Source organism: Streptomyces sp. NPDC002088, from assembly GCF_040296605.1.
GTDB lineage: Bacteria > Actinomycetota > Actinomycetes > Streptomycetales > Streptomycetaceae > Streptomyces.
This window is the reverse complement of sequence record NZ_JBEOXO010000006.1, coordinates 237,339-263,873: the sequence shown is the minus strand read 5'-3', so window position 1 is coordinate 263,873 and position 26,535 is coordinate 237,339. Positions and strand designations below refer to the sequence as shown.

Sequence of the window (26,535 nt, the reverse complement as noted above, 5' to 3'; positions counted from 1 at the left end):
GTCCCTCCTTGCGGGCGTCGGACCGCCATGGTACCTCTTATCGAGCTACCTCGTTTAGAGGTAGCTCGAATCGAGGGGGATGGTGTCGTGAACGACCACCGCAAACAGCTGATCTCGCTCGCCCACCCCGTCTACTTCTCGCTCCTGGCCTCCGTCGCCGCCGGGATCATCAACACCGTCTGGGTCTCCCGGCTCGGCGGCCCGGCCGTGGCCGCCGTGGCCGTGGCGACCAACACCGAGAACGTGCTGCTCGGCGTGGCCCTGGTCTTCGGCTCCGGTACGACCGTGCTGGTCGCGCACGCCAGGGGAGCGGGTGACCCCGGCGCGGTACGCAGGGCCGTGCGCGGCGGCTGGGCGCTGTGCGTGCTGATCACGCCCGTCGTCATGGCGGGCGGGTTCCTGCTGCGCGAGCCACTGGCCCGGCTGGTGCTGGGCGGCGACGACGGGGCCGCGCTGCCGCTCGCCGTCGCCTACTTCGCCATCTCGCTGCCGGGCATGGCCGTCTTCTTCGTCCAGAACCTCGTCGACGGCATCCTCAAGGGCACCGGCGACACCAGGACCCCGATGCGCCTCGCTCTTCTGGCCAACGGCCTGATCCTGGTCTGCGACCCGCTGTTCATCCACCTCTACGGCGTCCGGGGCGCCGCCGCGTCCACCGTGCTGTGCCGGTGTGTGGCCCTCGGGGCGGGGTTGCTCGCGCTGCGGCGCAACGCGCTGCTGCGTACGGCGGCCGGGGTACGCCCCGCCGAACCGGCGTTCGCCGCCCTGCGCCGGACGCTGACCACCGGGCTGCCGATGTCGGCCGACTTCACTGTGCGGCAGGGCGGCGCGCTGGTGCTGGTCGCGATCGTGGCGCGGCTCGGCGTGACCGCCGTGGCCGCGTACGCGATCGGCTACAAGGTCATGTACATCGCGACCATGGCCTTCTACGCGGTGCGCCAGGCAGCCTCGATCCACACCGCGCACACCCGCGGCGCCGGGCAGGACGCCCGGCGGGCCATCGGCCGGCAGGCCGTGCTCGTCTCCGGGACGGTGGGCCTCGCCGCGGCCGCCCTGATGTGCCTCACCGCTCCCTGGATCATGGCCGCCTTCGGCGCCGGGCCCGGCATCGCCCACGCCGGCGTGCTGTTCCTGCGCTGCGTCGGGCCCTACCTGCTGCTGATGGCCTGCTTCATCGCGCTCGGCGGGGTCTTCGAGGGCAGCGGTGGAGCACCGGTGCTGCTGAGGGTGACCCTGCTCGGCACGGCGGTCCAACTCCCGCTCGCCTACGGCCTGTCCAGGCTCGGCCTGCCCGGCATCTGCCTGGCACTGGCACTCGCCATGGCCGTGCAGTGCGGGGCGGTGGCGGTGCTGCTGCGGTGGGGGGTGCGGGGTCAGGAGGAGAAGGAGGTTTCCTTGGTGCGGGCGGCCTGAGTCAGGGAGAGACCGGGGTTTCCTTGGTTCGGGCGGCCTGAGCCGGGAGGGGTGCTCCAGAGGTTCGCGGCACCGTCGAGCGCCACAGCTGGACGGCCGCGGTGAGGGTGGCGGCCACCAGGAGGCCGTTGCGGACGAACAGCAGGGTGATGCCGCGCGGGTCGCTGGCGACGACGTGGGAGAACCAGAGGGGGAACTCCAGCACCGTCACGAACGTCGCTGCCAGCACCAGGCCGGCCGCCGTCCGCATCCGGCTGCCGCGGTAGCACAGACAGACCGCCGCGATCCCGACCAGCCAGACCAGGTACTGCGGGCTGATGACCCGGCTGGTGACGGTGAACGCCAGCACCGCCACGAAGGCCGCGTCGGCGAGCGTGTGCGGCAGGAAGCGGGTGGCCATCAGGCGCCACAGCAGCAGCCAGCCGAAGGCGGCGCCGGTCAGGGTCAGGGCCGCCGTGCTGACGACGTTCACGTACGGGCCGAGGAACTCCACCGAGCCGTAGTTGAGCAGTACCTCGCCGTTCCAGCCGAACTGCCGGGCCACATGGAAGACCAGCGCGCCCAGCGACTCCACCTCGGTCCCGCGGTTGCTCTGGAAGGTCAGGAACGCGAACGCGCCGGGCATGGCCAGGGCGAACAGCGCGGCCACCGCGGCCACGGTCGCCGCCGCCGCACCCCACGCCCGCCGCCGGACGGCACCCACCAGCAGCAGCACCGGCCACACCTTCAGCAGCGCCCCGAAGCCCGCCAGCGCCCCCATCACCCGCGGATGCCGGGCGCCCGCGAGCAGCGCGGCCACCGCCACCGCGGTCACCATCACGTCGTAGCGGGCGTACACCGTCGGCCCCAGCAGCGCCGCGCCCGCCACCCACATCCAGGCACCGCGCAGCGACCGGCCGGGGCGCACACCGGCGTACAGCAGCAGGAGGAGAACGGCCAGGTCGGCCAGGAAGGCGAGGACGAAGAAGGCGGTCGCGTAGTCGAGGAAGGGCAGGAGGGCGGGGGAGAGGATCGCCAGCGCCGCGGCCGGCGGGTACTGCCAGGTGACGTCGTCGAGCGGGAAGGTGCCGTGGCGCAGCACCTCGTACCAGCCCTGGTAGATCACGGACACGTCGCTGGTGACGTCCGGGCCCGGGAAGACGAACACCTTGAAGACGAACAGCAGGAGCAGCAGCCTGGTCGCCCCCCACGTCCCCAGCAGCCATGCCAGGGACCGCCCCGCGCCCACAGTCTCCACCTTCAAGCCCCTGTTCGTCGCGCCTGCCGTGGTGAGAGCCACATTGAGCCACATGATGACGTGCCGGACTGTGCGCGGGCCATGAGGCACGGCCGCGGGCGGCTGTGAGGAGCCGTTGGGTAGGGTCGGCGGCGATGGACAAGACCCTCATCGTGACGAACGACTTCCCGCCCCGCCCCGGCGGCATCCAGGCGTTCCTGCACAACATGGCGCTGCGACTCGACCCCGAGCACCTCGTCGTCTACGCCTCCACCTGGAAGCGCAGCCGGGAGGGCGTCGAGGCGACGGCAGCCTTCGACGCCGAGCAGCCCTTCACGGTCGTACGGGACCGTACGACGATGCTGCTGCCCACGCCCGGGGCGACCCGGCGGGCGGTCGGGCTGCTGCGGGAGCACGGGTGCACGTCGGTGTGGTTCGGGGCGGCGGCACCGCTCGGACTGATGGCGCCGGCGCTGCGCAGGGCGGGCGCCGAGCGGCTGGTGGCCACCACCCACGGCCACGAGGCCGGCTGGGCCCAGCTGCCCGCCGCGCGGCAGCTGCTGCGCCGGATCGGGGAGTCGACGGACACGATCACCTACCTCGGGGAGTACACGCGCTCCCGCATAGCGCCCGCGCTGACGCCGGAGGCGGCGGGGCGGATGGTGCAGCTGCCGCCGGGGGTCGACGAGAAGACCTTCCACCACGGGTCGGGCGGCGACGAGGTGCGGGCCCGGCTCGGGCTCACCGACCGCCCGGTGGTCGTGTGCGTCTCACGGCTGGTGCCGCGCAAGGGGCAGGACACGCTCATCCTCGCCATGCCCAAGATCCTGGCGGCCGAGCCCGACGCGGTGCTGCTGATCGTCGGGGGCGGGCCCTACGAGAAGGACCTGCGCAGGCTCGCCCACGAGACCGGCGTCGCCGGCTCCGTGCGGTTCACGGGAGCCGTGCCCTGGGCGGAGCTGCCCGCGCACTACGGCGCCGGGGACGTCTTCGCCATGCCGTGCCGGACCCGGCGGGGCGGGCTCGACGTCGAGGGCCTCGGCATCGTCTACCTGGAGGCGTCCGCGACCGGGCTCCCCGTCGTCGCCGGTGACTCGGGCGGCGCACCCGACGCCGTGCTCGACGGCGAGACGGGCTGGGTCGTGCGCGGCGGCTCAGCCGAGGAGGCCGCCGACCGGATCGGCACGCTCCTCGGGGACGCGGAGCTGCGCCGCCGGATGGGGGAGCGGGGCCGGCAGTGGGTCGAGGAGAAGTGGCGGTGGGACCTGCTGGCGGAGAAGCTGCGGGCGTTGCTGTAGCGGAAGCGGCGGACGTTGCTGTGGCAGCGGCAGGCGTTGTTGTGGCTGGAGGCCTGGGCGGAGGGAAATAATCCGCCGATGCCGCGTCCACGACAGCAAAACTGATGCAGCGTCAACTGACGAGACGTCAAATCCTGGGCCTCGCCGAACGCACGATGGCGCGGGTCCTCGCCGAGGACACCGCGCCATGACGCGTCGTACCGGGTGACTACTTCTGGTAGATCGCCTCGATCTCGTGCGCGTAGTCCTTCGCCACAACGTTGCGCTTGAGCTTCAGGGACGGCGTGAGGTGGCCCGACTCCTCCGTGAACTGGGAGGACAGAATGCGGAACTTCCGCACCGATTCCGCCTTCGACACCGCGGCGTTGCCGTCGTCGACCGCCGCCTGGATCGCCGCGAGCAGATCCGGGTCGTCGCGCAGTGACGCCGCGGTGGAGCCCGCCGGCTTGCCGTGGTCGGCCGCCCAGCGGCCCAGGAACTCGTCGTCGATGGTGACCAGCGCGCCCACGAACGGCCGTCCGTCGCCCACCACCATGCACTCCGCGACCAGCGCGTGCGCGCGGATGCGGTCCTCGATCACGGCCGGGGCGACGTTCTTGCCGCCGGCGGTGACGATGATCTCCTTCTTGCGGCCGGTGATCCTGAGGTAGCCGTCCTCGTCGAGGGTGCCGATGTCACCGGTGTGGAACCAGCCGTCGGCCAGCGCCTCGGCCGTCGCGGCCTCGTTGTTCCAGTAGCCCTTGAAGAGGTGCTCGCCGTGCAGCAGCACCTCACCGTCGTCCGCGATGCGCACCACCGAGCCGGGCAGCGGCTGGCCGACCGTGCCGATCTTCTGGCGGTCCCAGGGGTTGAAGGCGGTCGCGGCGCAGGACTCGGTCAGGCCGTAGCCCTCCAGGACCGAGAAGCCGATGCCGCGGAAGAAGTGCCCCAGGCGCTCGCCCAGCGGGGCGCCGCCGGAGATCGCGTACTCGCCCCGGCCGCCGAGCACCGCGCGCAGCTTGCTGTAGACGAGCTTGTCGAAGGTCTTGTACTTGATCTTCAGGCCGAGGGACGGGCCCGACGGGGTGTCCAGCGCCTTGCTGTAGGCGATCGCGGTGTCCGCCGCCTTGTCGAAGATCTTGCCCTTGCCGTCCGCCTGCGCCTTGGCGCGCGCCGAGTTGTAGACCTTCTCGAAGACGCGCGGGACGCCGAGGATCAGCGTCGGGCGGAACGCGGCCAGCTCGTCGGTGAGGTTCTTGATGTCCGGGACACAGCCCAGCTTGATCGGCGCCATCATCGGCGCGATCTCCACGAGCCGGCCGAAGACGTGCGCGAGCGGCAGGAAGAGCAGCACCGAGCACTCGCCCGTGCGGAACAGCGGGCGCAGGCGCTCCACGATGTTCCCGCACTCGGCGAAGAAGCTGCGGTGGGTGAGGACGCAGCCCTTGGGGCGCCCGGTCGTGCCGGACGTGTAGACGATGGTCGCCGGGTCGTCGGCCTTGGCGCGCGAGCTGCGCTCCTCGACCGTCGCGTCGGTGACGTCCTGGCCGGCCCGGACCAGTTCCTCCAGGCCGCCGGCCTCGATCTGCCAGACGTGCTTCAGCTCGGGGAGCCGGTCACGCACCGACTCGACCGCCGCCGCGTGGCCGTCCAGCTCCACGACGCAGGCGGTGGCACCCGAGTCGGAGAGGATCCACTGCACCTGCTCCGGCGAGCTGGTCTCGTACACCGGCACGGTGACCGCGCCGGCGCTCCAGATCGCGAAGTCCAGCAGCGTCCACTCGTAGCGGGTGCGGGACATCAGGGCGACCCGGTCGCCGGGCTGGACGCCGGAGGCGATGAGGCCCTTGGCGGCGGCGCGCACCTCGGCCAGGAAGGCCGTGGCCGTCACGTCCTGCCAGACGCCGCCCACCTTGCGGGCGATGACGGCGACATCGGGATGTTGCGCGGCGTTTCTACGGACGATGTCGGTGAGATTGCCGTCCGCAGGGACCTCGTACAAAGCCGGAAGGCTGAACTCGCGCAAGACTGCTGCTCCTCATAGGGCGCCGGCGCCACGACGTTGTGTGATGCGACGGTGCGGTCCAAGGCTCGGGCAGGTACTCCGGGGTCGCCAGAGGGCTGGAGCCCACTGGTTGAATTCCTGAGTACGACTGGACTGCCCGGACGTTACCCGCCGGTATGGCTTCTTCGACAGGGGGGACCGGCGAGATGTTCGCTGCGTCACACAGATTGGTGTTCCTTCGCGCACAGTAGTCCACGCATTAACTGACTAGCCAGTAACAGCAGGCCAGGCCGCCACTGTTCACAAGTGCACCGCTCCGCCTACCCTCGATCGACATGGCATCCACACCAATCGGTAACCACAGGACGCGCGTCCATGTGGTCAGTGACGTCCACGGCAACGCCCGTGACCTGGCCAGAGCCGGCGAGGGTGCCGACGCCTTGATCTGTCTGGGCGACCTGGTCCTCTTCCTCGACTACGCCGACCACTCACGCGGGATCTTCCCCGACCTGTTCGGCGTCGAGAACGCCGACCGCATCGTCGAGCTGCGCACCGCCCGGCGCTTCGCGGAGGCACGGGAGCTCGGGGCCCGGCTGTGGGCAGGGGTCGGCTCCGACCGGGCGTCCCTGATCGAGACGGCGGTGCGCAAGCAGTACGCCGAGATGTTCGCCGCGTTCCCGACACCTACGTACGCGACATACGGCAATGTCGACATGCCGACCCTGTGGCAGGAGTACGCCGGACCGGGCACGACGGTCCTCGACGCGCAGCGGGTGGAGATCGGCGGCTGGGTCTTCGGCTTCGTGGGCGGCGGCCTGAGGACGCCGATGCGGACCCCCTACGAGATCAGCGACGAGGAGTACGCGGCGAAGATCGAGGCCGTCGGCGAGGTGGACGTGCTCTGCACCCACATCCCGCCCGAGGTGCCCGAACTGGTCTACGACACCGTCGCGCGCCGCTTCGAACGCGGCAGCCGCGCCCTGCTGGACGCGATCCGGCGCACGCGCCCGCGCTATTCACTGTTCGGCCACGTCCACCAGCCGCTGGTGCGGCGGATGCGGATCGGGGAGACGGAGTGCGTGAACGTGGGGCACTTTGCCGGGTCCGGGCGGCCGTGGGCCCTTGAATGGTGAGGGGGCGCAGGTGGGGTGACGTCGGCCCGACCGGTGCGCGGTAGCCTTCACGCTGCACACACCTGCGCAGCACCAGGCACCACGATCTCTTACCGGCGCGCATCTGGAGGAGCCACGGCGATGGCGGAACACACCAGCTCGAGCATCACGATCGAGGCGGCACCGGCCGACGTGATGGGGGTGATCGCCGACTTCGCCCGTTATCCGGACTGGACCGGCGAGGTGAAGGAGGCGGAGGTCCTCAAGACCGACGACCAGGGCCGCGCCGAACAGGTCCGTCTCGTCATGGACGCCGGGGCGATCAAGGACGACCAGACGCTGGCGTACACCTGGACCGGCGAGCACGAGGTCTCCTGGACCCTGGTGAAGTCCCAGATGCTGCGCTCCCTCGACGGCTCCTACGTCCTCAAGCCGGCGGGCGCGGGCGCGACCGAGGTCACCTACCTCCTCACCGTCGACGTCAAGATCCCGATGCTCGGCATGATCAAGCGCAAGGCGGAGAAGGTCATCATCGACCGGGCGCTGGCGGGACTGAAGAAGCGGGTCGAGTCGGGGGAGAAGTAGCGGGAACGGCACGGGCGGCGCCCGGAGGTACCGTTCACCCTCATGCGCACCATCCTGATCACGGGCCCGGGCGGTTCCGGTCGTACGACCGTCGCCGCCGCCATCGCCCTGCGCGCGGCGCACGAGGGCACCAGGACCCTGCTGCTCAGCGCCGACCGCACCGACACCCTCGGCGCGGCACTGGGCACGGCGACCGGCGGGACCCCGGTGCGGGTCACCTCCCACCTCACCGCCTGGCGTCCCGACGCGGTCGCCCGCTTCCGTGACGACCTCGCCGCCTTCCAGGACCGTGCATCCTCCGTCCTCGACCTCCTCGGCGCCTCCCGTCTGGACCCCGAGGAGCTCACCCCGCTCCCCGGCGCCGAGGAGCTCACCCTGCTGCGTGCGCTGCGCGACGCGGCACTCTCGGAGACGCACGACCTGCTGGTCGTCGACCTGCCCCCCACCCCGCAGTCCCTCGCCCTCCTCGCGCTGCCCGAGGAGCTGCGCCGCTACCTGCGCCGCCTGCTCCCGCCCGAACGGCAGGCCGCCCGGGCCCTGCGCCCCGTCCTCGGCCGGCTCGCGGGCGTCCCGATGCCCACGGAGGCGCTGTACGAGACGGCCGCCCGGTGGGACGTGGAGCTCGCCGCCGTGGAGGCGGTCCTCGCCGACCGGAACACCGCCGTACGCCTGGTCGTCGAGCCCGGACCGGCCGGCGCCGACGCCGTACGCACCGCCGAGCTCGGCCTCGCCCTGCGCGGCCTGCCGGTCGAGTGCCTCGTCGCCAACCGCGTCCTGCCCGAGACCGTCGCGGACCCCTGGCTCGCCGGCCTCGTCGCCCAGCAGCGCAAGGCGCTCGCCGAGTGGCAGGGGTCGTACGTCCTTCACGAGGTCGCCCACCTGGGCAGTGATCCCCACGGCGCCGACGACCTCGCCGTGCTCGCCGCCCCCGGCGTCAACCCGGCGCCCGCCCCGGTCGAGTGGCCGGTCGCCGACCGGCTCGCCGAGGACGGCGTGCTCGTCTGGCACATCCCGCTGCCCGGCGCCATACGCGACGAACTCGACCTCGTCCGGCGCGGCGACGAACTCGTCGTCACGGCCGGGCAGTTCCGCCGGATCGTCGCCCTGCCCTCGGCCCTGCGCCGCTGCACCGTCGCCGGCGCCGCCCTGCGCGACGGTGAGCTGCGCGTCCGGTTCGCGCCCGACCCCGACCTGTGGCCGCGGACGAGGTGAACGAGGTACCGCCGTTCGGGTAACGTCGTAGAGACGAACCGTAGTCAGGAGTCCGTCATGAGCGAAGCCGAGAACTCGGGGGTCCGGGCGACCGACGACGACGCCTGGGCCAAGGCCTGTGCCGAGGACCTCGCGGCCGAGCGGGCCCGCCGCCGCACCGACTACGGCCGGCCCCCGGGCTCGGCCGCCGAGGAACTGCGCAAGCTCGTCGACGCCGTCGCCGACAAGCTGTCCGGCGTCCAGTCCCCGTTGCTCGGGGCGGTCGCGGGGCCGGCCGCGCAGCAGGTGCTGCGTCAGGTCGTGCAGCAGGCCAAGTCCGCCGTCGAACCCGTCATAGAGCGCAATCCGGATGTTTTCGACCATCTCGCGGCGGCCGGCGGCGAGCTGCTCGCCGCCTACCGCTCCGCGGTCCAGGCTCAGGAACACCGCTGGACGGCCCGGGCGAACGACCTCGACGCGGACCTGAAGGACCTCGGCGACCGCCGCGACCGCGGTGACGAGGGCGGTCCCGGGGAACGCATCGACTTGGACTGAGGGTTCGCCCACCGGGGTGACGGCGGAATCCGACGGCAGGGCCTCGGGTACGGTTGGCCGTAGCGGGGCTCGACCGAAACTGAGGGATTCATGGGACTCACCATCGGCGTCGACATCGGCGGCACGAAGATCGCGGCCGGCGTGGTCGACGAGGAAGGCAACATCCTCTCGACCTTCAAGGTGCCGACCCCCACCACGCCCGAGGCCATCGTGGACGCCATCGCCTCGGCGGTGGAGGGTGCGCGCGCGGGGCACGAGATCGTCGGTGTGGGCATCGGTGCGGCCGGTTACGTGAACCGGCAGCGCTCGACCGTCTACTTCGCGCCCAACATCGACTGGCGCAACGAGCCGCTGAAGGAGAAGGTCGAGGCGCGCGTCCACCTCCCGGTCGTCGTGGAGAACGACGCGAACGCCGCGGCCTGGGGCGAGTACAAGTTCGGCGCCGGCAAGGGTCATCGCAACGTCATCTGCATCACCCTCGGCACCGGCCTCGGCGGCGGCATCATCATCGGCAACAAACTGCGCCGCGGCCACTTCGGCGTGGCCGCCGAGTTCGGCCACATCCGCATGGTGCCGGACGGCCTGCTGTGCGGCTGCGGCTCGCAGGGCTGCTGGGAGCAGTACGCGTCCGGTCGCGCCCTGGTGAGGTACGCCAAGCAGCGCGCCAACGCCACCCCCGAGCACGCCGAGATCCTGCTCGGCCTGGGCGACGGCACCCCGGACGGCATCGAGGGCAAGCACATCTCCATGGCCGCCCGGCAGGGCGACCCGGTCGCCGTCGACTCCTACCGCGAGCTGGCTCGCTGGGCCGGCGCGGGCCTCGCCGACCTGGCCTCGCTCTTCGACCCCTCCGCCTTCATCGTCGGCGGCGGCCTCTCGGACGAGGGCGAACTGGTCCTCGACCCGATCCGCAAGTCGTACAAGCGCTGGCTGGTCGGCGGCAACTGGCGCCCGGTCGCCGACGTGATCGCCGCCAAGCTCGGCAACAAGGCCGGCCTGGTGGGCGCGGCCGACCTGGCCCGGGAGCCCGACCCGATCATGTGACCCCGGTTTCGTACGGCAGCGCCCGCCGAGCCCCGCATCCGGGGACGGCGGGCGCTGCCGTACCGGCCGCCGCCCTGTGCGCAGCCACGGGACGCCGCGGCGTATCTTGATCAGCATGGCGACCTCTCCGCTGCTCCCCAACTCGCATACCGAGCCCGACGGTTCGGCCGTCATCCGGGTCCTCTCCTACAACATCCGCTCGATGCGCGACGACACCGCCGCGCTCGCCCGGGTGATCGGCGCCTGCGCCCCCGATCTGGTCCTCGTCCAGGAGGCGCCGCGGTTCTTCCGCTGGCGCAAGAAGCTGGCCCGGCTCGCCGCGGCGTCCGGACAGGTGATCGTCTCCGGTGGCGGCACGGCCGCGGGGCCCGCGATCCTCTCCTCGCTGCGCGCGACCGTCGAACGGACCGAGGACGTGCTGCTGCCGCTCACCCCCGGGCTGCACCGGCGGGGCTTCTCGACGGCCGTCGTACGGTTCGGGCGCGCCCGGCTCGGCGTACTGAGCTGTCACCTCAGCCTGCAGCAGGACGAGCGTTACGGCCAGGGCGGCATGCTCCTCGACCGGCTCGCCGGGCTGGGCGTGGAGCACGTGATCGCCGGCGGCGACCTCAACGAACGCCCCGCCGGCCGCACCTTCCGGCGGCTGGCCGAGGGACTCCAGGACTGCTGGGCGACCGCGCCCTGGGGCGGCGAGTACACCTCGACGCCCACCGACCCCCACCAACGCATCGACGCGCTCTTCGCCACGCGGGGGGTGGAGGTGCTGGGGTGCGGAGTGCCGGCCGGCCAGCCGGGTGTGACCGACGCCGACCTGCGGGCCGCCACGGACCACCTTCCGGTGCTGGCCGCCCTCAGGGTTCCGGCGTCATAGGCGGGTAGCCGGTCGGCCGGGATCAGACCACCGCGCCCCGGCCCGGATCGCCGTCGTCCTCGTCGTCCGTCTTCATCCGCACCACGAGCGTGGCGAAGCCGCCCAGGAAGCCGCCGATGCCCAGCGTCGTCAGCCACCAGGTCATGTCCCAGCCGAGCAGGACCGCCACCAGGAGCAGGATCGGGCCGCCGACCACCCCCAGCCACGCGAACCGGGCGGTCGTGTCGGCGGCGGGCAGCGGCGGCGGCTCGGGCGGGACGAAGTGACCCTCGTCGTCCTCCTCGAAATCCTCCTCCGACGCCTCGGGCGCGGTGTAGTCGCGCGGACCGAGGCCGGGCGCGAAGGAGACCGAGCTGCCCAGCGGCTTGGCCGGCTGCTTCTCCTCCGGCTTGTCGTCGTTCGTCTCGGCCTCGAGCAGGGCCAGGTCCTCGACCGTCTTGAACGGCTTGGCGCCCGGCGGGTCCGGCGGCTCCTCGCCGTACCCCGCGACGATCGCCGCCCACGCGGCCTCCTCGTCGAAGGCGACGCCCGCGTCCTCCGGCTCGCGCTCCCCGCGGCCGTCGTGGCCCCCGGGGTCCTCCCGCTCCCCGCGGTCCTCGCGCTCCGAGTCGTGCTCAGCCACCTGCGGCCGTCCCTTCCTTGCCGACACTGGGTGCGAGCCGGCCGATGAAGGCGTAGCTCTCCTCGAAGACACGGTCCGCGTCGTGGTCCAACGTCGCCACGTGGTAGCTCTGTTCCAGCATGACCTCCGTTACGTCCATCGACGACACGCGGCTCAGGACGCGGGTCGAGTCGGCCGGCGGCACGACATGGTCCTGCGGGCTGCGCAGGAGCAGCAGCGGCTGGGTGACCTGCGGCAGCTCGCCGTCGACGAGCCGGAAGAAGGTCCGCAGGGAGTGGGCCGCGTGCAGCGGCACCCGGTCGTAGCCGAGTTCCGCGCTGCCGCTCTTCGCGATGTCGCTGGCGATCCCCTTGGTCGTACGGACGAGGTGCCGGGCGACCGGGAGGGCGTACGCGGACAGGCCGTGGACCTTGTTCGCCGGGTTGACGACCATCACGCCGGCGACGCCGTCCCCGTGCTTGGCGGCGAGCCGCAGGGCCAGCGCCCCGCCCATGGACAGGCCGGCCACGAACACCCGGGCGCAGCGGTCGCGCAGGGCGCGCAGCTCGCGGTCGACCTCCGCGTACCAGTCCTGCCAGCTGGTGAGCTGCATGTCCTCCCAGCGTGTGCCGTGCCCCGGCAGCAGCGGCAGCGACACGGTCAGCGCGCGCTCGGCGAGGAACTCCGCCCAGGGGCGCAGCGACTGCGGGGAACCGGTGAAACCGTGGCAGAGGAGGACACCTACCTCCCCGCCCTCATGGCGGTACGGCTCGGCTCCAGGAAGGACCGGCACCTTCGGTCTCCTGTTCATGTCAGGGGCGTGAACGCTTCCGGGTGTGGTTCACCGTACGCGACCGCACGGACACCGACCAGGGCCGTCGGCCTCATTGGCGGCACTCCGGGTTAAGGTCTGAGCGACACATATCAGGAGGCACTCGGTTGTTGTACGGCGCTATGAAGGTTTCCATCGGGGGGCCGCTGAAGATGATCTTCAGGCCCTGGGTGGAAGGCCTGGAGAACGTACCCGCCGAGGGGCCGGCGATTCTCGCGAGCAATCACCTGTCCTTCTCGGACTCGTTCTTCCTGCCCGCCGTCCTCGACCGCAAGGTCACCTTCATCGCGAAGGCCGAGTACTTCACCACGCCCGGTGTGAAGGGCCGGCTGACCGCCGCCTTCTTCAAGGGCGTCGGCCAGCTCCCGGTGGACCGCTCCGGCGCGCGCGGCGCAGGCGAGGCCGCCATCAAGAGCGGCATCGAGGTGCTGGAGAGCGGTGAGCTGTTCGGTATCTACCCGGAGGGCACGCGCTCGCCCGACGGCCGCCTCTACCGCGGCAAGCCCGGCGGCCTCGCGCGCGTGGCGCTCGCCACCGGCGCGCCCGTCATCCCCGTCGCCATGATCGACACGGAGAAGATCCAGCCGCCCGGGCAGGTCATGCCGAAGCTGATGCGGCCCGGCATCCGGATCGGCAAGCCCCTGGACTTCAGTCGCTACCAGGGCATGGAACACGACCGCTTCGTACTCCGCGCGGTGACCGACGAGGTCATGTACGAGATCATGCGGCTCTCCGGCCAGGAGTACGTCGACATCTACGCGACCGCGGCCAAGCGGCAGATCGCGGATGCGGCGAAGGCGGAGAAGGAAGCGGAGAAGGCGGCGAAGGCCGCGCTCGCGCAGGCGGCCAAGGACCAGGCCGAGAAGGACAAGTCGGAGACCTAGAGCCCGGGACACGGCAGTCCGGGCCGGGGCGGGGGTGGGGGAATTGGCCAGGCGCGTCCGAGTCATGACGATGTCGGTCGAGCAGCCGATGTGGCGTGCGCTCACCGGCTACCGGGTGCTGACCATGCTGTACGCGGTCGGCCTGTTCGCCACCGCCTACGACAGCTTCACCCGTCCCTGGGTGGCCATCTCCTATTACGTCGTCCTGTTCGTGTGGACCCTCGCCACCCTCCCGAAGGTCGCGAACGCGGCGAGCTGCACCAAGCGCTTCCTCGCCCTGGACTTAGCCGTCGCGCTCACCGGCATCCTGCTCACGCCGGTCGCCGACGCCCACGAGCGGATCCTCGACGGGGGCCCGACCCTGCCGTCGATATGGACCGCGGGATCCGTTCTGGCCTTCGCCGTCAAGGGCGGCTGGCGCTGGGCGGCCCTGGCCTCCACCCTCGTGGCCGCCGCGAACCTCGTCGAGCGCGGCGCCCCGGCCCGCGACACGGTCCACAACGTGATCCTCGTCTGGGTCGCCTCCATCGCCATCGGCTACGTCGTCGAGGTCGCCCGCGCCTCCGAGCGCACCCTCGCCCGCGCCCTGGAGATCGAGGCCGCGACCAGGGAGCGGGAGCGGCTCGCCCGGGACATCCACGACGGCGTGCTCCAGGTGCTGGCGATGGTCCAGCGGCGCGGCGCGGTCATCGGCGGTGAGGCGGCCGAGCTGGGTCGGATGGCGGGCGAGCAGGAGGTGGCGCTGCGCACCCTGGTCTCCGGCGGCCTGGTCCCGGTGTCCCGGGTGTCGGAGGACGCGGCCGACGGGGCGGTCGTACGAGCGGTCGACGAGCCCGAGGACGACGGTCCCGTGGATCTGCGCGCGCTGCTCGTCCCGTACGTCGCTGCCCGGGTCAGCCTCGCCGAGCCCGGCGCCCCGGTGCTGCTGGCCCCGGCCGCCGCGAGGGAGCTGGCCGCCGCCGTCGGGGCGGCCCTGGACAACGTACGCAGGCACGCCGGGGCGGACGCCCGGGCCTGGCTCCTGGTCGAGGACGAGCCCGGCTCGGTCGTCGTGACCGTACGGGACGACGGGCCCGGCATCCCCGAGGGGCGGCTCGCGCAGGCGGAGGGCGAGGGGCGGCTCGGGGTGGCCCTGTCGATCCGGGGGCGGCTGCGCGACCTGGGCGGCAGCGCCGAGCTGTTCTCGACTCCGGGGCAGGGCACGGAGGTCGAGCTGATGGTGCCGAAGGACGCGAAGAAGGGCGCGAAGACGTGAAGCGGATCCGGGGGAAGGTGGAACAGCAGCGATGAGTGAACAGCAGAGGCCGATCAAGGTCATGGTCGTCGACGACCATCCCATGTGGCGCGACGCCGTCGCCCGCGACCTGGCCGAGTCCGGCTTCGAGGTGGTCGCCACCGCCGGCGACGGCGAGCAGGCGGTGCGCCGCGCCAAGGCGGCAGTGCCCGACGTCCTGGTCCTCGACCTGAACCTGCCCGCGAAGCCCGGCGTCCAGGTCTGCAAGGAGGTCGTCGCCGCGAACCCGGCGCTGCGCGTGCTGGTGCTGTCCGCGAGCGGCGAGCACGCCGACGTCCTGGAGGCGGTGAAGTCCGGCGCGACCGGCTACCTGCTGAAGTCGGCGTCGACGGAGGAACTGCTCGACGCCGTGCGCCGCACGGCCGTGGGCGACCCGGTCTTCACGCCCGGGCTGGCCGGTCTCGTCCTCGGCGAGTACCGCCGCCTCGCCTCCGAGCCCGCGCCCGCGGCCGACGCCGGCGGACCTGACGCGCCCCGGCTGACCGAGCGCGAGACCGAGGTGCTGCGGCTGGTCGCCAAGGGCCTGAGCTACAAGCAGATCGCCGAGCGCCTGGTCATCTCCCATCGCACGGTCCAGAACCACGTCCAGAACACCCTCGGCAAGCTCCAGCTGCACAACCGGGTGGAACTGGTGCGGTACGCGATAGAGCGCGGGCTCGACGACGAGTGACACCGACGAGTAAGACCGACAAGCCCGGCCGACAGCCGAACGGACGAGTAAACCCGATGAGCAGACCCGGCGAGTAAACCAACGGCCCGACAATTCACCGGAATTGCCCTTCCCGCCCATGCCGAAGTGACCTGGATCACTATTACCGTGACCCTCACCAGGCAACCGCGGCGAAGGGACATTTCCATGCGGGTCGGAGTACTGACCGGAGGCGGCGACTGCCCCGGACTCAACGCCGTCATCCGGGGCATCGTCCGCAAGGGCGTGCAGGAGTACGGTTACGCCTTCGTCGGCTTCAGGGACGGCTGGCGAGGGCCCCTCGAAGGGGACACGGTCCGCCTCGACATCCCCGCGGTGCGCGGCATCCTGCCCCGCGGCGGCACCATCCTCGGCTCCTCGCGGACCAACCCCCTGAAGGTGGAGAACGGCATCCGCCGCATCAAGGACAACCTCGCCAAGCACGAGGTCGGGGCGCTCGTCGCGATCGGTGGCGAGGACACCCTGGGCGTCGCCGCGCGCCTGTCCGACGAGTACGGCGTGCCGTGCGTCGGCGTGCCGAAGACCATCGACAACGACCTGTCCGCCACCGACTACACCTTCGGCTTCGACACCGCCGTAGGTATCGCGACCGAGGCGATCGACCGCCTCCACACCACCGCCGAGTCGCACATGCGCGTCCTCGTCTGCGAGGTGATGGGCCGTCACGCGGGCTGGATCGCCGTCCACTCGGGCCTGGCCGGCGGCGCCAACGTCATCCTCATCCCCGAGCAGCGCTTCGACGTCGACCAGGTGTGCGCCTGGGTCACCTCCCGCTTCAAGGCGTCGTACGCGCCGATCGTGGTCGTCGCGGAGGGCGCCATGCCGAAGGACGGCGACATGGTCCTGAAGGACCAGTCGCTGGACTCCTTCGGACACGTCCGGCTGTCCGGCGTCGGCGAGTGGCTGGCCAAGGAGATCGAGAAGCGCACGGGCAAGGAGGCCCGTACGACCGTGCTGGGGCACATCCAGCGTGGCGGCACTCCGAGCGCCTTCGACCGCTGGCTCGCCACCCGCTTCGGACTGCACGCCATCGAGGCCGTCCACGAAGGCGACTTCGGCAAGATGGTCGCTCTGCGCGGCACCGACATCGTCCGCGTCCCGATCGCGGAGGCCACGGCCAAGCTGAAGACGGTCGATCCGAAGCTGTACGAGGAGGTCGGAGTCTTCTTCGGCTGAAACGGATGAAACGGCTGAAACAGCATTAAGGGGTTATGGGTCGTATATTCGGCCCATAGCCCAGCAGAACTGGAGAAGTCGTGGAGATCCTGGCCTTCGGTGTGCAGGCCGACGAGAAGCCCCTGATCGAGCGGGCCTTCCAGGGCCACGACGACGTCCACTGCCTGGACGTCTTCCTCAACGCGGACACCGCACCCATCGCGGTCGGCCATGAGGTCGTCTGCACCAGCGTCAACTGCGACCTCGGTCCCCGCGTCCTGCAGACCCTCGTGGCCGGCGGGACGCAGATGGTCGCCCAGCGTTCCACCGGCTTCAACAACATCGACCTCCAGGTCGCCGAGCGGCTCGGCATGACGGTCGCCCGGGTGTCGTCCTACTCGCCGTACTCGGTGGCCGAGTTCGCCTGGACCCTCGCCATGGCGGTCAATCGGCGCATCGTCCGCGCCTCCACCCGCACCAGGGACTTCGACTTCCGCCTCGACGGCCTGATGGGCCGCGACATGCACGGCCGCACCGCTGGGATCCTCGGCACCGGCAAGATCGGCGAGGCGTTCGCCCGGATCGCCCACGGCTTCGGCATGCGGCTGCTCGGCTGGGACGTCGCCGAGAACCCGGCCTGCATGGAACTCGGCATGACCTACGTCTCCAAGGAACAGCTCCTCACCGAGTCCGACCTGGTCACCCTGCACGTTCCGCTGATGCCGCAGACCAAGAACCTCATCGACGCCGACGCCCTGAGGGCGATGAAGGACGACGCGATCCTGGTCAACTCCAGCCGCGGCGGCCTCGTCGACACCGCGGCCCTCGTCGCCGAACTGCGCGAGGGCCGCTTCACGGGCGTCGGCCTCGACGTGTACGAGGCGGAGGCGGGCCTGTTCTTCCTCGACAAGTCCCTGGAGGCCATCGAGGACGACACCCTGGCCCGCCTGGTCACCTTCCCGAACGTCCTGGTCACGTCCCACCAGGCGTACTACACCGTGGACGCAGTGGGCCAGATCATCGCGGCCACGGTGAAGAACGTCCTCGACTACACGGCGGGCCGCCGCTCGGAGAACGTGCTCGTGCCGCGCAGCTGACCGACCAGCTCCCGTACGACGGCGGCTCCGTTCAGCGTCAGCACCGACTCCGGGTGGAACTGGACCCCGGCGACTGCGTTCATGGGCGCGCCTCCGGCACGACCTTGCCCCCGTACGGCGTGCACTTCCCCGGTCGCGCTGCGGCTGACCTCGAAGCCGCGCGCGGCCAGCTCCGTGAGCGCCTCCTCGTCGCAGCGCGCCACGAAGCTGTTGTAGAAACCGACGGTCTCGGCCCGCCCGAACAGGTCGATCTCCGTCTGCGCCCCCTGGTACGGCACCTCCTTCCGTACGATCTCCAGCCCCAGCTCGGCCGCGATCAGCTCGTGCCCGAGGCAGACGCCGAGGACGCCGTGCCGGTGCTCCCGGATCACCCGGGCGGTCAGGTCCCGCAGGAACCGCATCTTGGGGTCGGCCAGGTCCGAGGGATCACCGGGGCCGGGACCGAGGACGACCAGCCCCTCGTGCGCCAGCACCGCATCCCGCAGCCCCGGCTCGTCGTAGCGCCGCACGGTCACGTCCAGCCCGCTCGACCGCAGCACATGCGCGAGCATCGCCGTGAAGGTGTCCTCCCCGTCGACGACCAGGGCGTGCCCGCCGAGCTCGTCCGACCGCTCCTGCATCCGCAGCCAGAACGGCGCCAGTGACGCCCGCCGCCCGTCCAGCGCGGCCCGCACCCGGGGGTCGTCCGCGAGCCGGGGCCGAGTCTGTTCCGCACGCGGCCGGGACGGACGTACCCCCAGCGCCGCCAGCACCCCGGCCGCCTTGGCATGCGTCTCCGCGACCTCACCGGCCGGATCGGATCCCCGGACGAGCGTGGCGCCGACCGGCACCCGCAGCCGCCCGGCCGCGTCGATGTCTGCGGTGCGGATGAGGATGGGGGAGTCGAGGGTCTGGGCCCCGCCGGTGTCCCGGCCGATCAGCGCGAGCGCGCCCGCGTAGTAGCCGCGTCCGCCGACCTCGTGCCGCTCGATGACCCGGCAGGCGTTCTGCACCGGCGAGCCGGTGACCGTCGCCGCGAACATGGTCTCCTTCAGGACCTCCCGCACATCCAGCGACGACCGCCCCCGCAGCTCGTACTCGGTGTGCGCGAGGTGCGCCATCTCCTTCAGACGTGGACCGACGACGACCCCGCCCATGTCGCCGACGGTGCACATCATCTTGAGCTCCTCGTCGACGACCATCGACAGCTCCTCGATCTCCTTGCTGTCGGCGAGGAAGCCGAGCAGGTGCTCCGGCGTCGGCCCCGCGTCCGGGTAGCGGTACGTTCCGCTGATCGGGTTCATGACGACCGTGCCGCCGGACATCCGCACGTGCACCTCGGGGCTGGCACCGACCAGCGTGCGGTCCCCCGTGTGGACGACGAAGGTCCAGTACGCGCCCCGCTCGCCCGCCAGCAGCCGGCGGAACAGCGCGAGGGCGTCGGCACGCCCGAATCCGGGGAGCTCACCCGTGTACGTCCGCCGGATCACGAAGTTCGCGCCCTCGCCCCGCCCGATCTCGTCGCGCAGCACACGCCCGACGATCTCCGCGTACTCCTCGTCCTCGACGTCGAAGCCGCCGTCCTCGACGCGCACGTCGTGCGTCGGCAGCTGGGCCAGGGCATCGGCGAGCGGGACGGCGTACGTCTCCTCGGGCGTGAGGAACACCAGCGGCGTGCCGTCGTCCCGCACGTCGAATCCGCGCTCCCGGATCTGGCGGAAGGGGACGAGCGCGAGCCCTTCACCGGGGAGGTCGGCGAGGCGGTCGTACGTGCCGACCGGGCCGAGCAGCACCTCCACGACGGTGTCGTCATGGCCGGGGGTGCGGCGGCGCAGCAGGGCGAACGGGCGGGGATCGTCGATCAGGTCGAGCAGCTGCATGGGTCCGTGTCCTTCTCGGGAGGAGGAACGGCCCAGGTCTCGGAAAACACTGAAGGCCGCCCTCGGGCGGCCTTCGCGAAGTCTTGCGTACGCGCAGTCAGTGGGCCGCCGGATGAGCGGTCCACCACCAGTTCTGGGTCGAATGCGCGAACATGAGCTGCACCTTACCCCACGCGCCGCGCGTCCACAGGTGAGCGCGACACCGTCTCACCTGTCGAGCCGAGCGAAAACGACTCGACACGACCCCGTAATGTTGAGGGCGTGACCGTGAACGCTAAGACCAGCGCGAGCGCTGGCAACACCTGGCGAGACCTGCCCGCGGCGCAGCAGCCCGAGTACCCCGACACCGAGGCTCTGCGCGCAGTGATCGCGGACCTCGAGTCGTATCCGCCGCTCGTCTTCGCGGGCGAGTGCGACCAGCTGCGCGCCCGGATGGCGGCCGTCGCCAAGGGAGAGGCGTTCCTCCTCCAGGGCGGCGACTGCGCCGAGGCCTTCGACGCGGTGTCCGCCGACCAGATCCGCCAGAAGCTCAAGACCCTGCTCCAGATGGGCGCCGTGCTCACGTACGCCGCCTCGGTGCCGGTCGTGAAGGTCGGCCGTATCGCCGGCCAGTACTCCAAGCCGCGCTCCAAGGGCACCGAGACCCGCGACGGCGTGACGCTGCCGACGTACCGCGGTGACTCGGTCAACGGCTTCGACTTCACCGAAGAGGCCCGCATCCCGGACCCCGAGCGCCTGAAGCGGATGTACAACGCCTCCGCCTCCACGCTCAACCTGGTGCGCGCCTTCGCCACCGGCGGCTACGCCGACCTGCGCCAGGTACACGCCTGGAACCAGGACTTCGTGAAGTCCTCCCCGTCCGGGCAGCGCTACGAGCAGCTGGCGCGCGAGATCGACAACGCGCTGAACTTCATGCGGGCCTGCGGTACGGACCCGGAGGAGTTCAAGACGGTCGAGTTCTACTCCTCGCACGAGGCGCTGCTGCTGGACTACGAGTCCGCCCTGACCCGGGTCGACTCGCGCACCGGACAGCTGTACGACGTCTCGGCGCACATGGTGTGGATCGGCGAGCGCACCCGCCAGCTGGACCACGCGCACATCGAGTTCGCGTCGAAGATCCGCAACCCGATCGGCATCAAGCTCGGCCCGACGACGACGGCCGAGGAGGCGCTGCAGTACATCGAGCGCCTCGACCCGGACCGGGAGCCGGGCCGCCTCACCTTCATCGTGCGGATGGGCGCGGACAAGGTCCGCGACAAGCTGCCCGAGCTGGTCGAGAAGGTCACCGCCTCCGGCGCGACCGTGGCCTGGGTGACCGACCCGATGCACGGCAACACCTTCGAGGCGGCCTCCGGCCACAAGACCCGCCGCTTCGACGACGTGCTCGACGAGGTCAAGGGCTTCTTCGAGGTCCACAAGGGCCTGGGCACCCACCCGGGCGGCATCCACGTGGAGCTCACCGGTGACGACGTCACCGAGTGCGTGGGCGGCGGCGACGAGATCTTCGTCGACGACCTGCACCAGCGCTACGAGACGGCCTGTGACCCGCGTCTGAACCGCAGCCAGTCGCTCGACCTGGCGTTCCTGGTCGCGGAGATGTACAGGGACCAGTGACGGTCCTGTCTGTTACAGGGGCATGAGGTGGGGCGCGGATCACATACGATCCGCGTCCCCTTCCCCTTTTGCGACTCCTGGGCGGCGGGTAAGGTTAGGTTAGCCTTATTGATCTCGGCGGGAGGTGAGTCCGCGTGTTCGTCTGCAGCTGCTTCGGAGTGACCGAAGCGCAGGTCCAGCAGCACGCGGACAACGGCGCCTGTACTCCCCGCCAGATAGCCTCCGCCTGCAAGGCGGGCACGGACTGCGGATCCTGCGTCCGCCGTATCCAGACGATCCTCGGCCGCGGCGCCTGCCCGCGCCGGGAACTGGCCGACCAGGGCAAGTCGGTGCTGGCGGAGGTCGCGGACGTCGCGGAGACCGCCCGCCTGGACGAGGCGGCCTAGCTCGGGCCCAGCTCGTGCCTAGCTGTCCGGCTGCTCGATCAGCTGGGCGAGGTAGAGCGCCTCGCCGAGCTTCTCCACCAGCTCCAGCTGGGTGTCGAGGTAGTCGATGTGGTGCTCCTCGTCCTCGAGGATCGACTCGAAGATGTTCGCGGACGTGATGTCGCCCTTCTCGCGCATCACCTTGATGCCCCGCCGGAGGCGGTCGATCGCCTCGACCTCGACCTGCCGGTCCGCCTCGAACATCTCCTTGACGGTCTGGCCCACCCGTACGTGGAACAGCCGCTGGTAGTTCGGCAGCCCCTCCAGGAACAGAATCCGGTCGGTGAGCACCTCGGCGTGCTTCATCTCGTCGAACGACTCGTGCCGCGTGTACTTCGCGAGCTTCGTCCAGCCGTTGTTCTCCTGCATCTTCGCGTGCAGGAAGTACTGGTTGATCGCGGTGAGCTCGCCGGTGAGCTGCTCGTTCAGGAACTCGATGATCTCTGGGTCGCCCTGCATCGCGTCAGGCTCCTTCCACGTGGGGAACTGAGGAGGTTGCGGCCGCATGATTGCACCGGCGCCGAAGATCGTCCAGTAAGTGCGTACTTAGTAAGTAAGTGCATGCTTAGTACCAGTTGCCCGTTTCGTACTCCCTGGTCATGTGCACTGCCCGGGGTCTGTCAGGATGGAGACATGGGTCATCCGGTGGAGCGCGAATCTGGAGAAGCGGCACGGTCCGAGCTTCCGCCGGGGCAGCGACTGCAGCGCGGCTGGCCGGTCACGCACTACGGGCCGGTGCCCAAGTTCCGGCCCGAGCGCTGGGAGTTCAGGGTCTTCGGGGCCACCGCCGACGGTGAGAAGCACTGCTGGAACCACGAGGAGTTCACGGCCCTGCCGTACACCACCGTCGTGGCCGATCTGCACTGCGTCACGAAGTTCAGCATGCTCGGCGCCGAGTGGGGCGGCATCCCGGCCCGCACGCTCCTCGAGGTCGCCCCGCCCGCGCCGGCCGTCACCCATGTGATGGTGTGGGCGGAGTACGGCTTCAGCTCCAACCTCCGCCTGGAGGACTTCGCCGCCGAGCGCACCATCTTCGCCACCCACAAGGACGGCGAACTGCTCACCGCGGAACACGGCTTCCCGCTCCGCCTGGTCGTCCCCCACCTCTACGCCTGGAAGGGCCCCAAGTGGGTCCGCGGTGTGGAGTACATGACGGCCGACCGCCGCGGCTTCTGGGAGGAGCGCGGCTACCACAACATCGGCGACCCCTGGCAGGAGCAGCGCTACTCGTACCAGGAGAAGCCCGGGGACGGCCCCGAGCTCTGAGGGTCAGTGGTGGTACTGATGCACCACCGCGTGGCCCTTGCCGCGGCCGATCGTCCACTTGTTGACGGGCGTCGTGACCACGAAGACGATCACCAGGGAGATCGCCAGCGAGCCCCAGAACAGCAGGTCGCCGAGGTCCGCGTCCATCGCCTCCGGCCACAGCACGATCACGCCGTTGTCGATCAGTTCCATCACGGCGATCGACAGCGTGTCCGCGGCCAGCGCCACCTGGAAGGCGGTACGGAACCCGACGCCGGCTTTCAGCACTCCGCGCAGGGTGAGTGAGTAGCCGAAGAAGAACGCCAGGACGATCGCCAGGACCGTGGTCGCCACGTTGCCCCAGCCCAGCGCGGTGCCGATCACCATGCCCAGCACCTCGCCGATGGCGCATCCGGTCAGGCAGTGCAGGGTGGCCTGGACGGCCGTGGACCAGGTGGCGCCGGTCATGGCGCCGGTCATGGTGTCGGCTGTGTGGTGGTGCGCGTGCGCCTCGTGCTGCATGAGTGCCCCCAATGCCGGTCTACGGTGCCTGCGTCAAGCAAGAACCGTATACCCCCCAGGGGTATTCCGGAACGGGTCAGGAATCGCGAAGTTTCTTCAGCCGCTCCACATCCGCCGCATGCCCCTCCTTGCCGCCCGGCGTCTCGATGATCAGTGGGACGCCCGCCGTCGCGGGGTGCGTCATCAGTGCCCGGAACGGGTCCTCGCCGATGTGGCCGGCGCCGATGTTCTCGTGCCGGTCCTTGTGTGCGCCGGCCACGTCCTTGGAGTCGTTGGCGTGGATCAGCTTCAGCCGGCCCTCGCCGACGGTGTCCACCAGCAGGTCGAGCGTCTGGTGCATGCCGCTCGGCCCGGTCAGGTCGTGGCCCGCCGCGAAGATGTGGCACGTGTCCAGGCACACGCCCAGCTTCGGGTGGGCGTCCAGCGCCTCGAAGTACGGCCCGAAGTCCCAGGTCCGGGAGCAGAGCGAGGCACCCTGACCGGCGGTGGACTCCAGCAGGAGGTACGGGTCGTCGTCGTGGGTGAGCTCGTCGAGCAGCGGCAGCAGGTGCTCCCGCACCTGCTGCAGGGCCACCGACCGCTCCCGCCCGCCGGTCGCGCTCCCGGTGTGCACGACCACACCCAGCGCGCCGATCTCCCGCCCGCGGCGCAGCGAGTGCCGCAGGGACTCCACCGACTTCTCCACGGTCGCCTCGGTGTGCGAGCCGAAGTTGATCAGATACGGGGCGTGCACATACGCCGGGATCGACTCGGCCGCGCACGCCGCGCGGAACTCCTCGTCCTGCCGCGGGTTGCCGGGTGGTGTGGCCCAGCCGCGCGGGTTGGCGACGAAGACCTGCACGGTCTCCGCCTTCAGGTCGCGGGCATACGTCAGCCCCACGGAGCTCAGGCCGCCGGCCACGGGGACGTGACCGCCGACGGGGTTGCGGGAGGGGCCGGGCTGCTGGTTTTTCACCCGTTCAGGGTGTCATGCGGCCCGGCGTGCCCCGGCACCGGACGTCTGGCGGCACCCGACGTCCGGTGGCTCCGGTCACCGGATCGTGATCGTGACCGTCGACCCCTTGGGCGCCATGTCGCCGGCCTTCACCGACTGCTTCTTGACGGTGTCGCCGAAGAGACCGAGCAGACCCCGGTCCTCCTCGGCCTTGAAGCCGGAGGCCTCCAGCAGCTCCTTGGCGTCGTCGACACTGGCGCCGACCACGTCCGGGACCTCGACCATCTCCGGTCCCTTGGACACGGTCAGCGTCACCGTGTCGCCCTCGGCGGCCTGGCTGTCGGCGTCCGGAGTCTGCGCCGCGACCTGCCCGGCGTCGTACTCGGAGTTGACGCGGTCGGCGGCGATCTTCACCTTCAGGCCCGCGTCCGTCAGGTCGGCCTTGGCGTCCGCCAGGTCCTCGCCGGTGACGTCCGGCACGTCCACCGGACTGCCCTTGCTGACGGTGAGGGCGATCGCCGAACCCGCGTGCCGGGTCGTACCCGTCTCCGGGTCAGTGCCGATCACGAAGCCCCGGGGGACGTCGTCGCTGAACTCCCGGGTGACGAGACCCGGCTCCAGCCCGCTGTCCTTCAGCACGGCCCTCGCCTTGTCCAGCCGGTAGCCCTCCAGGTCCGGCACCTTCACGGTCTCCGGGCCCTTGGAGATGGTGAGCGTCACGGAGTCGTGGTCCCGGATCCGCTCGCCCGGCGCCGGGTCCGTGCCGATGACCGTGCCGCGCTTCACGGTGTCGCTGTAGGCCTGCTTGACCGTGCCGACCTCGAGCCCGGCCGCCTCCAGCCGGTCCTTGGCCTGCGTCTCGGTCTTCGCCAGCAGCGGCGGGACCTTGGTGAACTGGCCGGAGTTGATGTACCAGACGCCCGCGCCGACGCCGAACACCACCAGGACGGCGGCGATGATCGCGGCGAGCCGCTGCCGGGACCGGGAGAGCCGCCGTCGCGACGGGAGCGGCGGCGCGGTCTCCAGCCGACTGGTGCGGTTGAACTGGGCTTCGGGCTCTTCGTCCTCGTTGACGGGCAGCGGCCGGGGCACGGTCAGCGCGCGCGGGATGACGCTCGTACGGTCCTCGGCGTTGTCGTGCGCCGACGCGACCGCCTGCGGCGGTACCACGTCCAGCTGGTCGGCGCTCAGCGCGCCACGCGTCTGACGGACCTGCGACAGCAGCTCCACGGCGTCGTACGGCCGGACGGCCGGGGTGCGCGCGGTGGCCGTCGCGACCAGCTCGTCCAGCTCGTACGCCAGCCCCGGCACGACGGCCGAGGGCGGCGGCACGTCCTCGTGGAGGTGCTTGTAGAGCACGGAGGCGGGAGAGTCCCCCTCATGGGGTCTGGCGCCGGTCAGCATCTCGTACAGGACGACACCGCACGCGTACACGTCGACGCGGGGATCGGCCGTGCCGTGCTCTATCTGCTCGGGCGCCAGGTACGAGACGGTGCCCAGCACCGTCCCCGTGGTGTTGGTGACCGTGTCCACGGCACGCACCAGCCCGAAGTCGGCGACCTTGACCCGCCCGTCGTCCCCTATCAGGACGTTCTCCGGCTTCATGTCCCGGTGCACGAACCCGGCGCGGTGGGCGGCGCCCAGCGCGGCCAGCACCGGCTCCAGGATGTCCAGGGCGGCGCGCGGCTGCAGCGCCCCGCGCTCGCGCAGCACGTCGCGCAGGGTGCAGCCGGCGACGTACTCCATGGCGAGATACACGTACGACCCGTCGTTCCCCTGGTCGAAGACCTGGACGACGTTGGGGTGCGCGAGCCGGGCGACGGACTTCGCCTCCCGGATGAACCGCTCGACGAAGGAACTGTCGACCGCGAGCGTCGGATGCATCACCTTGAGGGCGAGGACGCGGTCCAGGCGGGTGTCCACGGCCCGGTAGACCGTGGCCATCCCGCCGACGGCGATCCGCGCGTCGACGCGATACCGGCCGTCGAGCACTTGCCCGACGAGGGGGTCCTGAAGGGTCGTATCCACGCAGGCGAGTGTACGAGCCGAGACTGACACCCCCCGCTGGTTCACCCGAGATCGGGGCGGTACTGCA

The 26,535-nt window shown here is 71.0% G+C and carries 26 protein-coding genes; 16 read left to right on the top strand and 10 right to left on the bottom strand.

All coding sequences use genetic code 11. The features are described from left to right. The first annotated feature begins 87 nt into the window (after positions 1 to 87). Positions 88 to 1,413 (top strand): MATE family efflux transporter, encoded by a 1,326-nt coding sequence (locus ABT114_RS15565; RefSeq protein ID WP_351142671.1) that lies wholly within the window; start codon positions 88 to 90, stop codon positions 1,411 to 1,413. Position 1,414: 1 nt separating this feature from the next. Here the strand turns inward: ABT114_RS15565 and ABT114_RS15560 are convergent, their stop codons facing one another. Further along, positions 1,415 to 2,650, bottom strand: a complete 1,236-nt coding sequence (locus ABT114_RS15560) for a glycosyltransferase 87 family protein (RefSeq protein WP_351143009.1) — start codon at positions 2,648 to 2,650, stop codon at positions 1,415 to 1,417. A gap of 134 nt (positions 2,651 to 2,784) precedes the next feature. Here ABT114_RS15560 and ABT114_RS15555 point away from each other — a divergent pair, with 134 nt between their 5' ends. After that, a complete protein-coding gene (locus ABT114_RS15555; protein WP_351142669.1) occupies positions 2,785 to 3,927 on the top strand; it encodes a glycosyltransferase family 4 protein in 1,143 nt (380 codons plus the stop codon). A gap of 208 nt (positions 3,928 to 4,135) precedes the next feature. On the opposite strand, the gene ABT114_RS15550 is transcribed toward ABT114_RS15555, so the two are convergent. Continuing rightward, entirely contained in the window at positions 4,136 to 5,932 is a 1,797-nt protein-coding gene (locus ABT114_RS15550) for an AMP-dependent synthetase/ligase (protein WP_351142667.1), read from the bottom strand. Positions 5,933 to 6,246: 314 nt separating this feature from the next. Between ABT114_RS15550 and ABT114_RS15545 the strand changes: the two genes are divergently transcribed. From ABT114_RS15545 to ABT114_RS15520, 6 genes are all read left to right on the top strand, one after another. Then, positions 6,247 to 7,044: a metallophosphoesterase family protein gene (locus ABT114_RS15545; RefSeq protein WP_351142665.1), complete on the top strand. Its 798-nt coding sequence runs from the start codon at positions 6,247 to 6,249 to the stop codon at positions 7,042 to 7,044. A 120-nt stretch (positions 7,045 to 7,164) separates the two neighbouring features. Further along, on the top strand, positions 7,165 to 7,608 hold the full coding sequence (locus ABT114_RS15540; RefSeq protein ID WP_351142663.1) for an SRPBCC family protein: 444 nt from the start codon (positions 7,165 to 7,167) through the stop codon (positions 7,606 to 7,608). 42 nt (positions 7,609 to 7,650) lie between these two features. Continuing rightward, positions 7,651 to 8,820 (top strand): ArsA family ATPase, encoded by a 1,170-nt coding sequence (locus ABT114_RS15535; protein ID WP_351142661.1) that lies wholly within the window; start codon positions 7,651 to 7,653, stop codon positions 8,818 to 8,820. 57 nt (positions 8,821 to 8,877) lie between these two features. Next, entirely contained in the window at positions 8,878 to 9,354 is a 477-nt protein-coding gene (locus ABT114_RS15530) for a DUF5304 domain-containing protein (protein WP_351142659.1), read from the top strand. A gap of 90 nt (positions 9,355 to 9,444) precedes the next feature. Then, entirely contained in the window at positions 9,445 to 10,398 is a 954-nt protein-coding gene (locus tag ABT114_RS15525; RefSeq protein ID WP_351142657.1) for an ROK family glucokinase, read from the top strand. 115 nt (positions 10,399 to 10,513) lie between these two features. Beyond that, positions 10,514 to 11,269, top strand: coding sequence for an endonuclease/exonuclease/phosphatase family protein (locus ABT114_RS15520; protein ID WP_351142655.1), 756 nt, complete (start codon positions 10,514 to 10,516; stop codon positions 11,267 to 11,269). A gap of 22 nt (positions 11,270 to 11,291) precedes the next feature. On the opposite strand, the gene ABT114_RS15515 is transcribed toward ABT114_RS15520, so the two are convergent. Together ABT114_RS15515 and ABT114_RS15510 are read right to left on the bottom strand one after the other, a co-directional pair. Next, positions 11,292 to 11,891 (bottom strand): hypothetical protein, encoded by a 600-nt coding sequence (locus tag ABT114_RS15515; protein WP_351142653.1) that lies wholly within the window; start codon positions 11,889 to 11,891, stop codon positions 11,292 to 11,294. Next, complete coding sequence (locus ABT114_RS15510) at positions 11,884 to 12,663, bottom strand: alpha/beta hydrolase (RefSeq protein WP_351142651.1); 780 nt, start codon at positions 12,661 to 12,663, stop codon at positions 11,884 to 11,886. Before ABT114_RS15510 ends, ABT114_RS15515 begins: the two co-directional genes overlap by 8 nt. A gap of 161 nt (positions 12,664 to 12,824) precedes the next feature. On the opposite strand from ABT114_RS15510, the gene ABT114_RS15505 reads away from it, so the two are divergent. From ABT114_RS15505 to ABT114_RS15485, 5 genes are all read left to right on the top strand, one after another. Then, on the top strand, positions 12,825 to 13,586 hold the full coding sequence (locus tag ABT114_RS15505) for a lysophospholipid acyltransferase family protein (protein ID WP_351142649.1): 762 nt from the start codon (positions 12,825 to 12,827) through the stop codon (positions 13,584 to 13,586). A gap of 43 nt (positions 13,587 to 13,629) precedes the next feature. Continuing rightward, the gene (gene macS, locus ABT114_RS15500) at positions 13,630 to 14,841 is read left to right on the top strand and encodes a MacS family sensor histidine kinase (RefSeq protein WP_351142647.1); all 1,212 of its coding nucleotides are present in this window, start codon (positions 13,630 to 13,632) and stop codon (positions 14,839 to 14,841) included. Between the two features lie 31 nt (positions 14,842 to 14,872). Beyond that, entirely contained in the window at positions 14,873 to 15,550 is a 678-nt protein-coding gene (locus ABT114_RS15495; RefSeq protein ID WP_351142645.1) for a response regulator, read from the top strand. Between the two features lie 186 nt (positions 15,551 to 15,736). Continuing rightward, the gene (locus ABT114_RS15490; RefSeq protein ID WP_351142643.1) at positions 15,737 to 16,765 is read left to right on the top strand and encodes a 6-phosphofructokinase; all 1,029 of its coding nucleotides are present in this window, start codon (positions 15,737 to 15,739) and stop codon (positions 16,763 to 16,765) included. 80 nt (positions 16,766 to 16,845) lie between these two features. After that, positions 16,846 to 17,841, top strand: coding sequence for a 2-hydroxyacid dehydrogenase (locus ABT114_RS15485; protein WP_351142641.1), 996 nt, complete (start codon positions 16,846 to 16,848; stop codon positions 17,839 to 17,841). Here the strand turns inward: ABT114_RS15485 and ABT114_RS15480 are convergent. Beyond that, positions 17,793 to 19,700 carry an anthranilate synthase family protein gene (locus tag ABT114_RS15480; RefSeq protein WP_351142639.1) on the bottom strand — a complete coding sequence of 636 codons (1,908 nt, stop codon included), beginning with the start codon at positions 19,698 to 19,700 and terminating at the stop codon, positions 17,793 to 17,795. The genes ABT114_RS15485 and ABT114_RS15480 overlap by 49 nt on opposite strands. Positions 19,701 to 19,797: 97 nt before the next feature. Next, positions 19,798 to 19,854, bottom strand: a complete 57-nt coding sequence (locus ABT114_RS15475; protein ID WP_071528813.1) for a trp operon leader peptide — start codon at positions 19,852 to 19,854, stop codon at positions 19,798 to 19,800. 107 nt (positions 19,855 to 19,961) lie between these two features. Between ABT114_RS15475 and ABT114_RS15470 the strand changes: the two genes are divergently transcribed. Together ABT114_RS15470 and ABT114_RS15465 are read left to right on the top strand one after the other, a co-directional pair. Beyond that, positions 19,962 to 21,314: a class II 3-deoxy-7-phosphoheptulonate synthase gene (locus ABT114_RS15470; RefSeq protein WP_351142637.1), complete on the top strand. Its 1,353-nt coding sequence runs from the start codon at positions 19,962 to 19,964 to the stop codon at positions 21,312 to 21,314. Between the two features lie 134 nt (positions 21,315 to 21,448). Further along, on the top strand, positions 21,449 to 21,700 hold the full coding sequence (locus ABT114_RS15465; RefSeq protein ID WP_351142635.1) for a (2Fe-2S)-binding protein: 252 nt from the start codon (positions 21,449 to 21,451) through the stop codon (positions 21,698 to 21,700). Between the two features lie 18 nt (positions 21,701 to 21,718). Here ABT114_RS15465 and bfr read toward each other — a convergent pair whose 3' ends face one another. Beyond that, complete coding sequence (bfr, locus tag ABT114_RS15460; protein ID WP_351142633.1) at positions 21,719 to 22,198, bottom strand: bacterioferritin; 480 nt, start codon at positions 22,196 to 22,198, stop codon at positions 21,719 to 21,721. A gap of 174 nt (positions 22,199 to 22,372) precedes the next feature. Between bfr and ABT114_RS15455 the strand changes: the two genes are divergently transcribed. Beyond that, on the top strand, positions 22,373 to 23,005 hold the full coding sequence (locus ABT114_RS15455) for a sulfite oxidase-like oxidoreductase (protein WP_351142631.1): 633 nt from the start codon (positions 22,373 to 22,375) through the stop codon (positions 23,003 to 23,005). A 3-nt stretch (positions 23,006 to 23,008) separates the two neighbouring features. Here ABT114_RS15455 and ABT114_RS15450 read toward each other — a convergent pair whose 3' ends face one another. The 3 genes from ABT114_RS15450 to pknB all read right to left on the bottom strand — a co-directional run bounded on the left by ABT114_RS15450 (position 23,009) and on the right by pknB (position 26,468). Then, positions 23,009 to 23,506 carry a DUF4396 domain-containing protein gene (locus ABT114_RS15450; protein WP_351142629.1) on the bottom strand — a complete coding sequence of 166 codons (498 nt, stop codon included), beginning with the start codon at positions 23,504 to 23,506 and terminating at the stop codon, positions 23,009 to 23,011. Between the two features lie 76 nt (positions 23,507 to 23,582). Next, positions 23,583 to 24,461: a deoxyribonuclease IV gene (locus tag ABT114_RS15445; protein ID WP_351142627.1), complete on the bottom strand. Its 879-nt coding sequence runs from the start codon at positions 24,459 to 24,461 to the stop codon at positions 23,583 to 23,585. A gap of 75 nt (positions 24,462 to 24,536) precedes the next feature. Next, positions 24,537 to 26,468, bottom strand: a complete 1,932-nt coding sequence (pknB, locus tag ABT114_RS15440) for a Stk1 family PASTA domain-containing Ser/Thr kinase (protein ID WP_351142626.1) — start codon at positions 26,466 to 26,468, stop codon at positions 24,537 to 24,539. Positions 26,469 to 26,535: the final 67 nt, after the last annotated feature.

What these genes read in the sequence shown, in the direction of transcription:
- ABT114_RS15545 (WP_351142665.1), top strand. Translation starts at nt 6,247, where the DNA reads ATGGCATCCACACCAATCGGTAACCACAGGACGCGCGTCCATGTGGTC.
- ABT114_RS15490 (WP_351142643.1), top strand. Translation starts at nt 15,737, where the DNA reads ATGCGGGTCGGAGTACTGACCGGAGGCGGCGACTGCCCCGGACTCAAC.
- ABT114_RS15455 (WP_351142631.1), top strand. Translation starts at nt 22,373, where the DNA reads ATGGGTCATCCGGTGGAGCGCGAATCTGGAGAAGCGGCACGGTCCGAG.
- ABT114_RS15540 (WP_351142663.1), top strand. Translation starts at nt 7,165, where the DNA reads ATGGCGGAACACACCAGCTCGAGCATCACGATCGAGGCGGCACCGGCC.
- ABT114_RS15520 (WP_351142655.1), top strand. Translation starts at nt 10,514, where the DNA reads ATGGCGACCTCTCCGCTGCTCCCCAACTCGCATACCGAGCCCGACGGT.
- ABT114_RS15555 (WP_351142669.1), top strand. Translation starts at nt 2,785, where the DNA reads ATGGACAAGACCCTCATCGTGACGAACGACTTCCCGCCCCGCCCCGGC.
- ABT114_RS15450 (WP_351142629.1), bottom strand. Translation starts at nt 23,506, where the DNA reads ATGCAGCACGAGGCGCACGCGCACCACCACACAGCCGACACCATGACC.
- ABT114_RS15525 (WP_351142657.1), top strand. Translation starts at nt 9,445, where the DNA reads ATGGGACTCACCATCGGCGTCGACATCGGCGGCACGAAGATCGCGGCC.
- ABT114_RS15535 (WP_351142661.1), top strand. Translation starts at nt 7,651, where the DNA reads ATGCGCACCATCCTGATCACGGGCCCGGGCGGTTCCGGTCGTACGACC.
- ABT114_RS15480 (WP_351142639.1), bottom strand. Translation starts at nt 19,700, where the DNA reads ATGCAGCTGCTCGACCTGATCGACGATCCCCGCCCGTTCGCCCTGCTG.
- ABT114_RS15505 (WP_351142649.1), top strand. Translation starts at nt 12,825, where the DNA reads ATGAAGGTTTCCATCGGGGGGCCGCTGAAGATGATCTTCAGGCCCTGG.
- ABT114_RS15495 (WP_351142645.1), top strand. Translation starts at nt 14,873, where the DNA reads ATGAGTGAACAGCAGAGGCCGATCAAGGTCATGGTCGTCGACGACCAT.
- bfr (WP_351142633.1), bottom strand. Translation starts at nt 22,198, where the DNA reads ATGCAGGGCGACCCAGAGATCATCGAGTTCCTGAACGAGCAGCTCACC.
- ABT114_RS15530 (WP_351142659.1), top strand. Translation starts at nt 8,878, where the DNA reads ATGAGCGAAGCCGAGAACTCGGGGGTCCGGGCGACCGACGACGACGCC.